General features: G+C 53.0%; 8 protein-coding genes and 1 CRISPR repeat array (1 of these 9 running past the window's edge). Of the genes, 2 read left to right on the top strand and 6 right to left on the bottom strand.

Annotation, left to right across the window (positions count from 1 at the left end; translation table 11 throughout):
• A CRISPR array of direct repeats spans positions 1 to 4,158; the repeat unit is 28 nt; unit sequence TTTCTAAGCTACCTGTACGGCAGTGAAC; it reaches 912 nt to the left of the window's first position.
• 131 nt (positions 4,159 to 4,289) lie between these two features.
• From cas6f to csy1, 4 genes are read right to left on the bottom strand one after another with little or no spacing between them, the layout of a single operon-like run.
• Entirely contained in the window at positions 4,290 to 4,877 is a 588-nt protein-coding gene (gene cas6f / locus CC94_RS0114965; RefSeq protein ID WP_031431429.1) for a type I-F CRISPR-associated endoribonuclease Cas6/Csy4, read from the bottom strand.
• A 2-nt stretch (positions 4,878 to 4,879) separates the two neighbouring features.
• On the bottom strand, positions 4,880 to 5,917 hold the full coding sequence (gene csy3, locus CC94_RS0114960) for a type I-F CRISPR-associated protein Csy3 (protein ID WP_031431428.1): 1,038 nt from the start codon (positions 5,915 to 5,917) through the stop codon (positions 4,880 to 4,882).
• Positions 5,918 to 5,934: 17 nt separating this feature from the next.
• The gene (csy2, locus tag CC94_RS0114955) at positions 5,935 to 6,810 is read right to left on the bottom strand and encodes a type I-F CRISPR-associated protein Csy2 (protein WP_031431427.1); all 876 of its coding nucleotides are present in this window, start codon (positions 6,808 to 6,810) and stop codon (positions 5,935 to 5,937) included.
• Positions 6,807 to 8,003 (bottom strand): type I-F CRISPR-associated protein Csy1, encoded by a 1,197-nt coding sequence (csy1, locus tag CC94_RS0114950; protein ID WP_031431426.1) that lies wholly within the window; start codon positions 8,001 to 8,003, stop codon positions 6,807 to 6,809. The genes csy2 and csy1 overlap by 4 nt, the downstream gene beginning before the upstream one ends.
• 259 nt (positions 8,004 to 8,262) lie before the next feature.
• Here csy1 and CC94_RS0114945 point away from each other — a divergent pair, with 259 nt between their 5' ends.
• Positions 8,263 to 8,553: a type II toxin-antitoxin system TacA family antitoxin gene (locus CC94_RS0114945; RefSeq protein WP_031431424.1), complete on the top strand. Its 291-nt coding sequence runs from the start codon at positions 8,263 to 8,265 to the stop codon at positions 8,551 to 8,553.
• On the top strand, positions 8,540 to 9,028 hold the full coding sequence (locus tag CC94_RS0114940) for a GNAT family N-acetyltransferase (RefSeq protein ID WP_031431423.1): 489 nt from the start codon (positions 8,540 to 8,542) through the stop codon (positions 9,026 to 9,028). The genes CC94_RS0114945 and CC94_RS0114940 overlap by 14 nt, the downstream gene beginning before the upstream one ends.
• On the opposite strand, the gene cas3f is transcribed toward CC94_RS0114940, so the two are convergent.
• Together cas3f and cas1f are read right to left on the bottom strand one after the other, a co-directional pair.
• Entirely contained in the window at positions 9,025 to 12,333 is a 3,309-nt protein-coding gene (gene cas3f, locus CC94_RS0114935; RefSeq protein ID WP_031431422.1) for a type I-F CRISPR-associated helicase Cas3f, read from the bottom strand. The genes CC94_RS0114940 and cas3f overlap by 4 nt on opposite strands.
• A complete protein-coding gene (cas1f, locus tag CC94_RS0114930; RefSeq protein WP_005371065.1) occupies positions 12,330 to 13,277 on the bottom strand; it encodes a type I-F CRISPR-associated endonuclease Cas1f in 948 nt (315 codons plus the stop codon). Before cas1f ends, cas3f begins: the two co-directional genes overlap by 4 nt.
• Between the last annotated feature and the right edge of the window lie 342 nt (positions 13,278 to 13,619).

Genomic DNA, 13,619 nt, shown 5'->3' with positions numbered 1-13,619 from the left:
CTGTACGGCAGTGAACGTTCCCCCTGTACTGATGGAAGCGCTCGTGAATTTCTAAGCTACCTGTACGGCAGTGAACTGACAGCACCGCTGCAACGCATTGTCCGCTCATTTCTAAGCTACCTGTACGGCAGTGAACTCTACGCTTCCTTTTCTCGTGATAGGCCTTCTTTTCTAAGCTACCTGTACGGCAGTGAACGTTCCCCCTGTACTGATGGAAGCGCTCGTGAATTTCTAAGCTACCTGTACGGCAGTGAACTGACAGCACCGCTGCAACGCATTGTCCGCTCATTTCTAAGCTACCTGTACGGCAGTGAACTTATTGATCTCAGAAAAAGAAAAGCAGGGCATTTTCTAAGCTACCTGTACGGCAGTGAACATACCGATCTGCGTTTCGGTTTTGAAGTCACCTTTCTAAGCTACCTGTACGGCAGTGAACTGCGCCAGCCACGAAAGGCGCGACAGTCCGGATTTCTAAGCTACCTGTACGGCAGTGAACAGATGGCGGTTGTATTGCCTGCTCATGGGCTTTTTCTAAGCTACCTGTACGGCAGTGAACTCGGAGAGGGGGAGATCGTGGACTAGGCAGTATTTCTAAGCTACCTGTACGGCAGTGAACGTTGACGTTGGCAACGGCTTTGCTCGATTCCATTTCTAAGCTACCTGTACGGCAGTGAACTGGTCGATGATGCCGAATTGATGACCGGTATATTTCTAAGCTACCTGTACGGCAGTGAACAATTTTTAGACTGCAAACTGAGAATATTTGCTTTTCTAAGCTACCTGTACGGCAGTGAACACTGGTCAGGAGATCCCATTGGCGCAGGATAATTTCTAAGCTACCTGTACGGCAGTGAACTTGCATTGGCCTACGCCGAATCCGAAGCCGATTTTCTAAGCTACCTGTACGGCAGTGAACTAGGTCGCGCCAGAATCACGCATGAAACCTCATTTCTAAGCTACCTGTACGGCAGTGAACCAAGGTTCACGCGTCATGGACGTGCAAGACCATTTCTAAGCTACCTGTACGGCAGTGAACGCGCCTGGCGACATGACGCCGACCGCCATTATTTTCTAAGCTACCTGTACGGCAGTGAACATAAAATTAACAAACGACGCATACCCAGATCATTTCTAAGCTACCTGTACGGCAGTGAACCACGGGCCCCGGACATGGTAGGACAGGGTTTATTTCTAAGCTACCTGTACGGCAGTGAACCGTCAGCGGCACAATCGCCAATGCGCTGCCAATTTCTAAGCTACCTGTACGGCAGTGAACTTTGATTGCGCCTGCCTTGCCGCCAACGGTTGTTTCTAAGCTACCTGTACGGCAGTGAACCGAGTAATCAGCCCTTGCTGGTAAGGGTCCGATTTCTAAGCTACCTGTACGGCAGTGAACGGTCTATGCGCGAATGCGCGGCGTCATGGAATTTTCTAAGCTACCTGTACGGCAGTGAACCCAGCGTCAGAAACCCGGTTCGGCAGGACATTTTTCTAAGCTACCTGTACGGCAGTGAACACGTAATCCAGCGTCAGAAACCCGGTTCGGCATTTCTAAGCTACCTGTACGGCAGTGAACATTTATCGCCCCATCCACAAATGGACGGTTGATTTCTAAGCTACCTGTACGGCAGTGAACCTACCGGACGGCGGGCTGTTGGTGGATCGTGATTTCTAAGCTACCTGTACGGCAGTGAACTAAATGCGCTGCCGGCATTGATGGGCTCGGCTTTTCTAAGCTACCTGTACGGCAGTGAACTACACCCTGCAGCGTACCGGCGCGTAGCCGTTTTTCTAAGCTACCTGTACGGCAGTGAACGGGATTCACTTGATAAAATTAGGGATGACAATTTTCTAAGCTACCTGTACGGCAGTGAACATCGCGCACGCCATCCCCGATCGAGCGGGGCATTTCTAAGCTACCTGTACGGCAGTGAACTTTCATTTGTGCTCTCCGGTTGTTTCGTTAAATTTCTAAGCTACCTGTACGGCAGTGAACCTATTCATCGCCATCTCAGCCTGTAATAATATTTTCTAAGCTACCTGTACGGCAGTGAACCACCATATCGCCCATTTGCACAGCGGCTTCCTTTTCTAAGCTACCTGTACGGCAGTGAACATCAGATCGCGCTGCCGATTCCGCTCCAGCAATTTCTAAGCTACCTGTACGGCAGTGAACGATAGCGGAAGTTGGACGGAGCCAGCAGCCGATTTCTAAGCTACCTGTACGGCAGTGAACAATTGCGGTCAGCGGTTTTGATTGGCGATGATTTTCTAAGCTACCTGTACGGCAGTGAACATTAACCAGTTTCGATATTGCCACCTTGGGCGTTTCTAAGCTACCTGTACGGCAGTGAACTTCAAGATCCCGTTTTGGTCAGGGGCGGTATATTTCTAAGCTACCTGTACGGCAGTGAACAATACATTCATGGGATTCACTTGATAAAATTATTTCTAAGCTACCTGTACGGCAGTGAACCAAGTCGGCGGCAGGGCAGGAAATCCAGCTTATTTCTAAGCTACCTGTACGGCAGTGAACTGGAACATTAGAAAAAACGAAGCCCGGTGTCTTTTCTAAGCTACCTGTACGGCAGTGAACTGCGTGATGATGAACGCCGGCAGCGGGAAACTTTTCTAAGCTACCTGTACGGCAGTGAACGGCGCTTTCGTGTCGAGCGCGACTTTCTCCACTTTCTAAGCTACCTGTACGGCAGTGAACTGACAGCCTCGCCCAAATTATTCACAATGTTTTTTCTAAGCTACCTGTACGGCAGTGAACGGGCGAAAAATACTTAGCCACTATGGAGCAATTTTCTAAGCTACCTGTACGGCAGTGAACGTTTGCATAAGTTCGATGCCGATCGATTTGTCTTTCTAAGCTACCTGTACGGCAGTGAACAAATCGGTGACGCAAAGCGCGGACAAAGTGCTTTTCTAAGCTACCTGTACGGCAGTGAACTACCGGGCAGTTAAACGCTGCCTCGGCGTGATTTTCTAAGCTACCTGTACGGCAGTGAACATCCTGACCGACGCGAAAGAGCTGTTCCAGCATTTCTAAGCTACCTGTACGGCAGTGAACATCATGAGCGTAGAGATGAAAATAGAGGTATCTTTCTAAGCTACCTGTACGGCAGTGAACGCGCACGAACGTCGGCAGCCGGTTAAAGGTAATTTCTAAGCTACCTGTACGGCAGTGAACCGCCTTGCCCATTCTTCGGCGCTCATTTTTCCTTTCTAAGCTACCTGTACGGCAGTGAACACCAATTCCTTGAGCTCCTTGGTTTTTTTATTTTTCTAAGCTACCTGTACGGCAGTGAACCATTGACTAGTGACGCGGCTTCGCGCGCAGAGATTTCTAAGCTACCTGTACGGCAGTGAACTCTTGCTTAATCGGCGCATTGAACCCGTGCATTTTCTAAGCTACCTGTACGGCAGTGAACGTCCGGTAGATTTCGTGCAGCCTTTTGCAGCTTTTCTAAGCTACCTGTACGGCAGTGAACACATAGACGGCGAATCATGGACAGTCAATGATTTTCTAAGCTACCTGTACGGCAGTGAACATTATCGGCATATATGACGCCTCACTTGGGGCTTTCTAAGCTACCTGTACGGCAGTGAACGGCGGGGCCGGTGAAGACGTCGATCAGCTTATCTTTCTAAGCTACCTGTACGGCAGTGAACTGTAGGGCAGCCGCTCTCTGCGCATGTCGCTTTTTCTAAGCTACCTGTACGGCAGTGAACCTTATCCTTGTGCCAGTTGCTCAGCGTCTGCATTTCTAAGCTACCTGTACGGCAGTGAACCCCGCGGCGGCGGCCGTGCGAGCGGATACCGCTTTCTAAGCTACCTGTACGGCAGTGAACACAGCGGTTGACCGACATAAATTTGTCGTAAATTTCTAAGCTACCTGTACGGCAGTGAACTGTTCGTAACGTGGTTCAGGACCAATTATCCTTTTCTAAGCTACCTGTACGGCAGTGAACAAACCCGTCTCTGACGGCCTTGACTTTCATCATTTCTAAGCTACCTGTACGGCAGTGAACCTGGATAGCGCCCGGCGATTGACCTATCGCGATTTCTAAGCTACCTGTACGGCAGTGAACAAGATGCCGCTCAAGTCGTCGATCACTTCTTTTTTCTAAGCTACCTGTACGGCAGTGAACTGTGGATCGACTTCAATTTAGATAAGCATAACAATACCTTGGACGGAATTTTCCGTTTTTACCAACGAAAAACCCATCTAAGACAACTAATTGATTTTTCTGTATTTTTAAAAAGCTATTTCCGGCATTGGTCAAAAAACGGGAACGCTGCTTGAATGGCTCAATCCATAGGTGCTAAAACCGCCTTTCGTCGGTTCACCGGTTTCCACATACTCAATAAACAAACGGAATCTTTCCCCGCTACTTTGGCTTTTCATCCATACGAAAGGCGCCTCGATGCGCTGCTCCACGCAGTTTTCGAACGTTGCAATCGCCAGTTCGATACCGATGTTTTCCCGTTCGGCTTTGCGCCTTGCCAGTCTCGCCAGTCTGGCGCTACTGCTTTTCGACTGGATGCGCCGGTAATAGGCATGGGTTCGAACGCGATCGGGAATGGCGCGGATTTGAGTCAAGTGGACATAATCGCTGAGACGGCTTAGCCATTCCCGTACATTGCACTGTTCGAGCTGGCGTTCCGTTTCGGCCAACAGCCGCAGCTTATGGCCCAACCGGCGATTTTCCGCATCGTACGCCGGTAGCGCGATGCCGATCGGCACTTTGCCGTCGGCGTCCTGCATTTCCACTAACGCCAGATGCACCTGTTGATAGACTTTTTCCCATAAAAAATGCAGGCCGATTTCGGCATCGGGCAACAAATTGATGTCCTGATAGACTTTCATGCTCAGTCCTTGCCGCTCTCGCCGAAAACGCCGCCGCGTACCAAGACCGCCATCACATAGTGTTCGTCGTTCTCGGCCAATTTTTCGCCGCGCGCGAAGCGGTCGAACAGCGTGTAAAAATCGGCTTTATCCTTGGGCGTGCGGTAGGCTTTGCCCAGATTGGTGACGGCACCGTAAGGCTCTATTGCGATCGGCCCAATTTGCGCCTCATCGTAGCCTGGATACCAGGTATCGATCGTGCGCAAGGCGTTGCCGATTTTTTGCGAATGCATGCCGGCGATGCCGTCAATCTCATAAAGGATTTTGCTTTTTTTCGATTTGCTGCTGCCTTTGTCCAGCACCAGTTCTTCGCTCGGATAAACGTCCTGCGCCAGACCGACCTGCGCATACGCGTTGACTTCCAGCAACAGGAATTCGGTTTTGCCGGATAAGGCATCCGCGATTTTGCCGGCCAATTCGGCAATTTGCGGATCGGGATTGTCGAAATACCGGGTGCTGACGGCCTTGGCATCGAATAGCCATGCGGAGCGATCGCCTTGATTCAACACCTTGACCGCAACCTCGATCTTTTCCGTGCCGACCCGGTTGCGCCACAAAAAACGACCGTTGGCGATATTGGCCGCATAACGCGAGGCCAAGTCGCGGAAACCTTCGCTATCGATATAAGCTTTTGCGGATTTGGCATAGCTGGCATTGAATTCAGCGCTGTTGCAGGCCGAGGGTTTTTCCACGCCGCTCAGGATTTTCAGTGTGAAGGTCAATTTCAACGTGTCCTGGTCGCTGCCCAGCGCGCAACTGTCGACGGTTTGTGGGTTGGGATTTTCGATTGTGGCGTCCAGTTTGGCCGGATCGTCCTGCAAGGCTTTTTTCAGGCGGTTGGAGATGGTACCGCGCACCGACTTTTCCTGCAGTGTCAAGGCTGTTGCCTGTTCGACCCGGCGTTCCCAGGTCGTGCCGTATAATCGTCCGTCCGAAGGCACCAGTTTTTTTTCGAATGCCAGTACCGAAGCGGAAACGAGGTTGTTGTTTTTATTGGCCATGATCGGTTTTCCTTGCGTTAAGAGCGGTTGTTTTGTTGACAAAGGTAGAAGTTGTTTTCGGCATCGTAGCGGGTGTGCCAAAGCAGGTCGTCCAGGCGCTTGATCCGGTACGGCATCACGAACTCGCCGAGCGTGACCAGACTTTCGGCAAAACGGTGCGGCGTACCGGGATCGCGCTGGTTTTCGGCGAAGCCTAATTCGGTAATGCCGTGAAAGCCGGTCGCAATCGGCACCAGCCAGCCCTCGGCTTTACGCTTGGCGGTCCATTCGCCTTTGCCGTTGTCGAGAAGCCGGCTGCGGTGTTCGACTTTGAGATAACTCAATAAGGCGTCGATCGCATCCTGGCCGTTCCGCATCGCTTCGGCCATCAGTTCGCGGCGTTCCTGCAACACGTAGGACGGCATCAGCTTGCGGATCAGTCTGGCCAGTTCGTTGTCGCCGTCGATTGACAGCGTTTCCGGTGCTTTGAACGATAGAATATCGCCGCCGGCCAGTTTCAATTGATAAAGCCGGCTTTCCACGGCCTGGGTGAGTTTTGCGCTATCGTCCTGGCCGACACCCTGGTACTCAATCGCCAACGATACGGTCAAGTGACAGCGGGCTTCTTCGATGAAAGACGGGCGCTCGCCGGTTTTATCAAGCGGGTTGCCGGTGCCCACGATCGAATGGACGAAATCGCCCGGTCCTTTATAGGTTTGCAGATCGATCCGATGGCAGGCGACGGCGGCGCGGGTAAAGCGCAAGCTTCCGAATACGCCGGCATTCAGTTGGCACTGCAGGGCATGGATGCCGCCGAACCAGGCGGTCATCGCCGGAAAGCCGAGGGTATAAGGGCTGGACAGCGCGTTGGCGTTGTGGATTTTCAGTTGTGGGACGATCAAGAACCGGTTCATCGCAAAAGCTCCTCATGCTCACCGAGCACTTTTCTAATGTGCTTCAGTTCGTCGTCGCCCATCGCAATCGCTTTCTCCGCGCCGATGACATTCCGATAGGCGATACGGAACCAATCGGCCAGACTCACGATGATTTCGGCGAGCCATTCGTCTTCCTGCTCGCGCCGCACATCGAAAGCGGAATCCAGCCAGATCTTTTGCGCCAACGGCAAGCGCGTGTTTTCGGACCAGCCCGCCGTTTCCTGTCTTAATTGCCCAACCGTTTCGAGCACGCGTTCGGCGATGGAAATGATCCAGTCATCCCGACCGTCACGGATATCGATGTTGTTGGGTTTTGCCATAAACAGTCGGTGCAATGCCAAGAACTCTTCCCGGTACGGCTTGAAGTACAGGCTGTCCTTGAAGAAACTGGATTTCGGCCGCCGGACGACGCGTTGCGCCAAAACCGGGGGCAACGAAGGCAGCAAATAGGCAATGCCGCCGTTTTGGTTGTTCAGTATGCTGATGTTCTGCGGCTTGGTGCCGCCGAAACCGATCGCGGCCAGATTGTAAATCTCGTCGCAGCCATGTTCGTTATGCGCTTGATTGCGACGGTCGTCGCGGGCTTGTTTGGCCTGTTCCGAAAAACGCATGGCGTTGATGCGTTCTTTCAATTTGAACACCAGGCCTGAAGGCGTCAGAATCGACAGCAGGTGATAGCCGCCTTCGATCGGAAAATAGACTTGTTTGATTTTTTCGGAGGTTTTTATCGTGCCGGAAAGCTCAGTGATCGCTAACAAGCCTGTCCGTATATCGGAATAGTCCATTGAAGGGATCGTCAGTTGCTGTTTGATCGCTTCGGTGTTTTGCTGCAGATGTTCAAGGACCGATTTACCATCTGCCATCCGCAGAGCCAAAAATTTCCATATAGGTATATTTGCCGACGTATCGAAAATAGTATCAAGGTCAGTATCGCTATTTCCCGTCCGTAAAAAACCGTCGTTTCTGTGCAAAGCAGATGCGCAAACTTCGCTTGTATTTTTAGCGTCAGGGTGGCTGAATTTAACGGGGTGACTGACTCGAAACAATTTGCCAGCTTTTTTCGCTGCTTTTGGCAGCCAGTCATCCAGCTCCTTTTCTAATTCTGGCAAAGTCGGATTTGACGAGCTCTTGAGTCGTCCCGTCAAAAATGTTTGCAATACCGGGTCTAACATGCTGCTATCCTTCCAAAATAAAGTCAAATGAGAGTGTATTACAGGAGAAAGTTTAATTCAACCTGTTTAATGAAAGTTGTATAATGAAACTCTGCCGAATAGGCAGTTTAGAAATGTTTTATGAACGTTGTTGCATTCACTGCCGCACAGGCAGCTTTAAATTTAAAGGCAATACGATTCGCCATATGTACCCACTAAATAGGCGATTTTTGTTTTATTTGTAGGTACAATATCACCGAACTTGAACAAAGGGTGATATATGAAAAGCGAATCAAACCATCAAAATATCTTAAAGGTCCGCATGGACGCGATAACCTTGGAGTTACTGGAACGGGCCAGAAGCTACGTCGATTTGGATAAAAGTAAATTCACACGGCAATGTATCCGCGAAAAAGCAGAGGCGATTATTGCCGAACATGAGTCTACGCACTTTGGCGAGGAAGATTGGCGGGTGTTTTTCGAGATGCTGGATAATCCGCCAGAACCTACCGAACGTATGAAAAAAGCAGCCTCCACTTATAAAAAAATAATTGATAATGAAGAAGTTTGAGCTTTTGGAACCCGAGAGGCATGACCGAAAATCGTTCGATTGCGGCGTTCCGGCGCTGAACCTGTATTTGCAGCGTTTCGCCAATCAGGACCAAAAGCGCGGCCTGAGCCGTGTTTATGTGCTATCGGAAGGCCGGCATATTATCGGTTATTACACGATCAGCGCGGACTCTGTCGTTACCGATGCCTTGCCGGACAAGGAGAAATTCGGAGCTTATGCGAAAGCGCCTTTTTTACTGTTGGGGCGTCTCGCCGTCGACAAGCGTTTCCAGAGTCGAGGTTACGGCGATGCCTTGATTTTTCATGCCTTCAAAACTACCGCGGAAGCGGCGGAAAAAGTCGGTATCCTGGGTATCGTCGTCGAAGCAAAGGACGATCGAGCGGTTTCTTATTACGAGAAATTCGGGTTCATCAGGTTGATCGTCACCCCAAACCTGCTGGTGCTGCCTTTCTCGGCAATGAAACCGCTGCTTTAACGATCGTCGATCTTCCAAAATCCCAATTGTTCGCCATACGCGAAGCATCTGCCGTTGTTGATATCTTTTTCAGAGACTTCCACGTTGATCTCACCGTAGCGTAAAGCCGTCCCCAGCAGCGATAGTCCGGATTTTTCGGCTTGCTGTTCGAGCAGTTCCCGATAGTCGCGGTGCAGCCACCAGCGTTCCTTCTCCCGGCCAGTCAGTTCCACACGAGACACTTTGTAAGTCTTTTCGACGGTATTGATGCCGTCTTCGCACGTTTTTTCGACAAAGCGGGAGTTGCCTTTTTCGTCCGGCACATCATACAAAGTTTGTTCGCACGTCTGTTGGCGGAACGGCGTCAGATTTTGCGGCAAGCCGGTCAACCACCAACAGCCGTCCAGCCAGCCCTGCAAACTTTCGGGGCCGCATTGCACATAAGCGGTCAATAGCGACTGAATACGGCGATGTTCCAGATCGGCCAGATTATTTCCGGGCTGCGGCTTGGCGCTGCACCGGATGCGCGGCAGGGCATCGATGCTCGACAATTGCGTCGCCGGAATCAGCTCCGATAAATCGTGCGTATTCAGGCGGTTGTTTTTGTCTTCATAACCGGGGTAACAATAGGCCGGTTCGCCGTCCGTCCCGAGCAAGGCCCGCAGGTTGTATTGCAGCAGCGCGATGTTCGGTTCCGAGGGCACGAGCTCCCGATGACGCAGCACGCGTCCGGCCAACTGGATGATCGAACGGTAGGAAGACGGCTCCACCACGGCCCAGTCGAAATCGTGGTCGCGCCCCACTTCTTCGACCGGCGTTGCGACCAGGATAAAGATCAGATTTTCCGCAGGACTTTCATGAAGATGTCTTCGAATGACTGGATCGTCGCAACCGGCGTTGGGCCGGTTGCGCTTGAGCACGTCATCCAGATGCCGTTCCTGGTGATGACGCAATAGCAACACCTGCCGGCTGTGGTAGGCCATGACGCGGATATCGATGCCTTCGGGCCAGCCGGCCGCCGCCAGATAACGGGCCAACTCGACGCAGGGCGTAACATTGGCCATGCGCACGACGCCGAACGATACCCGCTTGCGGTGGTCGGGCTCAAGAAAGGCATGGCGGCGGTGCAGGCGCGCGATCGTTTGCCGAATCGCGGCGAAATAGGATTGCTTGAGCCCGTCTAAGTCGCCGCCCGGCCCGGGGCATTCGACCATTTCGCCGATGCGCTTGACCGGCGTTTTAGCCGGGTTTTGCAGGTTGGCGCAGCGTTTTTCGATAAAGCCGGCATGCGCTTGCCGGTAGCCGCTCAAATCGGCGTTTTGCAGCGTTCGAACCCGGCTATCGAACTCGTCGATCCAGGCGCAGCCGATTTGGCTCTTGACCCTCCGGCTTTGCGCAAACAGCCGCCAACCGTTTCGGTAAGCGTTGAAATAGCCTTCGGCCAGATCGGGCGGAATGGTGGCCGAAGAAATCATCACCTTCCGTCCCAACATGCCTGCCAGATGGATCAGGCGGCCGATCGCGACCAAATCGTCGCCGTCGAAGTCATCGATCTCGTCGATGACCAGATCCGAAGACATCAGGCGCAAGCACGGTAAAATGTAGCGGCCACCGCGCCGGGTTTCGGTTGCCGCCATCAGATGGTCGACCGTACAGGCCAAAACCGGCGCGTAGAGAAATTTTTGTTTGCGTTTGTCGATTCTACCGCTCCGATCGGTCCAGACGGTGCCGAGCGCACTGAGCGCCGCTTCGGGAATATCGAAATCCACCTCGTTGTCTTCCCACAACGCTTCCGCCGATTCCGAGCCGCCTTGTTCGCTAGCGGAGGCGTCTTCTTTCAAATTTTGTTGCACCTGCTTATGCAGTTCCAGCACCGCCCGCGAACCAATCATGACGGCCAGTTCGCTATCGTCCAGGCCGATGCGGCTCCGGTATTCGTCGCCGGTTTGCAAGGTCAGCGTGCGCAGACCCAAGGCCAGCACGTAGCGCAGACTGTCGCCGCCTTCGGACAAGGATTGCATGATCTTGGCGTTGGCCAGGGTTTTACCGCTGCCGGTGCTGGCCATGTTGACCGCGAAAAATCCGTAGCGGCCGCCGTCGGCATTCGCTTCGGTTTTCCAGGCTTTGATCTTGTCCACCGCCTGATCCTGCCAGCGAAATCTTTTGTTCGTGCTTTTCTTTTTCAGACATTTGACATCGTAAACCGGCGGCGGGTCGCTTTCGAACAGCGGCAAACGGCGCGCGATCGTGGTCGCGCATTTGCCGACGCGTACCAAATGTTCGTCCAGGCGCTGCTTGAGATCGGCATTTTTATCGGTATTGGCAAATAAGGGCAGATCCTTGGGCCAGTTGCCGTCGGCATCCTGCGAAGAATACTGGTGATCGCCCAACATCAGGCATAAACGCGCATGGTGCAGCAACAGGCGGTAGCTGCCGTCGGCCAGCGCCGCTTCGACTTGCGGCAGGCGGGCCAGCAATTCGCCGGCCCATTTTTTCAGTTGCTCCAGCCAAGCTTGGGAATGGGCCAACAAGCCGTCGGAAAAGGTCAAACAGTCGCCTTGACGGTTTGCTTCGGCTTCGTTGCGATAAGCCCATGCGGCGGTAATGCGCTTCAACGCCTGTTGCAGGCTTTCGGCCGGCGTACTGCGCCATTCCCTGGCCACGTCCCTGGATTTGAAGTCCGGCAGTTTGTGATGCGTTACGACCAGCCAGGCAATCAGGCATGCCACGTCAGGCAGGGCAGCCATCGGTTTGTCGCCGAGGCTGCGCATTTTTTCGGCCAGCGCCGTTTCGTCGACAACGCCTTCCGCCAGGCGTTTCAACCATACCGCATCGCTCGGCTCGCCGTCGATCATGGCCGCCAGCAGCAACACCGAAACCCACTCGTGGCGCAGCGGATCGGGCGGCATTTTCGCGCGCAGTTTTTGTTGAAACCACAGCGACGCCTTGCCCCAATCGTGAAACAGCGCCGCCAGCGCGGCCAGAGTTTTGATCAACGGCAAATCATGCCAATCGTTTTCCCTGACTCTGCCGGCGATTTCCTGCCGGGTGGTATTGACCGGCACGATGCCCTGCGCATTGAATCGGCTTCGATTGCCGACGATCCAGACCAGTTCGCTGCGGCCGCGGCTGCGCAGCCAATGGCAGGCGACGGCGGTATTCTTGGAAGCGGTTTTGCGCAGCAGTTTTCTGACCGCATCCAGGCCATCCTGGGTAATTACCGTCTGCCAGGTACGGTCGCCGATCCGGTTGGCGAAACTGTCGAGCACGCGCCGGGTTTTATCGAGCGCATTTTTCTCGCATTGCGAGACGAATGTCACCATCATAAAAGGCGACCTTCCAGGCTGAGGTTTTTGACCGTATCGAACATGAAGTCCAGCGCCTTATGTTCTGCAAAACTTTGCAGGCACTGCTGGCGGAATTCCTGCTCGTTGTTCCGTTCTTTGGCGCAAATGAAGGCCCAGGGCAGCACAAGCGTATCCTTGACCAGATCGGCGACATCGAACACCAACGCGCCGCGCCGGGTTTTGCCGTGCATGACCGCAAAGCCGTGCGGAATGCCGAGGACCCAGAGTGTCGTCGCCGCCAAGCCGTAGGCCAGATAATTGCCGTGATTCAAAAACGCGTTGGCGTCGTCTTCTCCGGCATGGTCCCGCGTAAACCCGTCCGTTCGGGTGGCCTGGGCCGCGATTTTATACAGATTTTTGGTCAACTGCGCTTCAATGGTCAGTAAATCGGTCACACTCGGACTTTGGGTTATTCTGGCGTTGAAGCTGTTCAAAGCCCGTTCCACGTCCGCATCGTCGGCATAAAACCCGTAATTTTGCAGTTCCCTGTCTTTTCCCCAGACCCGCTGCAAATAATCGAGCCGAAGCCGCTGCAACCGCTTGGCAACTTGCAGGCGCTTGCTTTCATCGAACCAAAACGACAGCCAGCCTTGCACATATTCGGTCGGCCGGTATTCGCTTTGCGGCGACAGCCATTCCACTTCATTGCCAGCCAGTAACGGCGTTCCGCCGCCACCGCAAAAACCGATCAATACGCCTGCCGATGCCAGCATTCTGACGGCGGCCTGGGTGATGGACGTACCGGTCCCCAACAAAATCACGGTAGTATTGGCAATCGGGATATTCCAATACTGTTTTTCTTCTTTGCCTTCGGTCAGGTAAAGCACCCGCCCGTCTTTCTGCATGACGCGGCATTTTTCCAGGTAATAGATGTTGGCGCGTTTGGAATGCAGAATGGCTTTTAAATCGGTGAGTTGCTCCATGGCTTTATATTTTTTCACAATTTGAGTTTGTCCCCGATATCCACAAGGCGGCCTTCGCCGCCGCAGCGGAATGGCGTGCGCAGCTTCTGCCGAAGTCAGCCTTTCGTTCGGTGGCAAATAGATCATCGGGACATTTAATTGCTCGGCCCTTTTAACCGGCGCCGACAGTCTAACAAACCAACTACATCCCGGCAATGATCGGGAAACCGCCTTCGAATCTTTGGAGCGCTGCTCTGCAATCTGAATCGATTAGCCACGGGCGGATATGCAGATCTCGATACGGATCGCTTACGGCAAGGTACTTTGCAGCCTGATCTTTTTCAAAGCCCGTAGGGCGGGCCG

The sequence above is a fragment of the Methylomicrobium agile genome (genome assembly GCF_000733855.1).
In the GTDB taxonomy this organism is placed as follows: domain Bacteria; phylum Pseudomonadota; class Gammaproteobacteria; order Methylococcales; family Methylomonadaceae; genus Methylomicrobium; species Methylomicrobium agile.
Note: the sequence above shows the minus strand (reverse complement) of the source record. Positions and strands in the feature narration are given on the sequence as shown.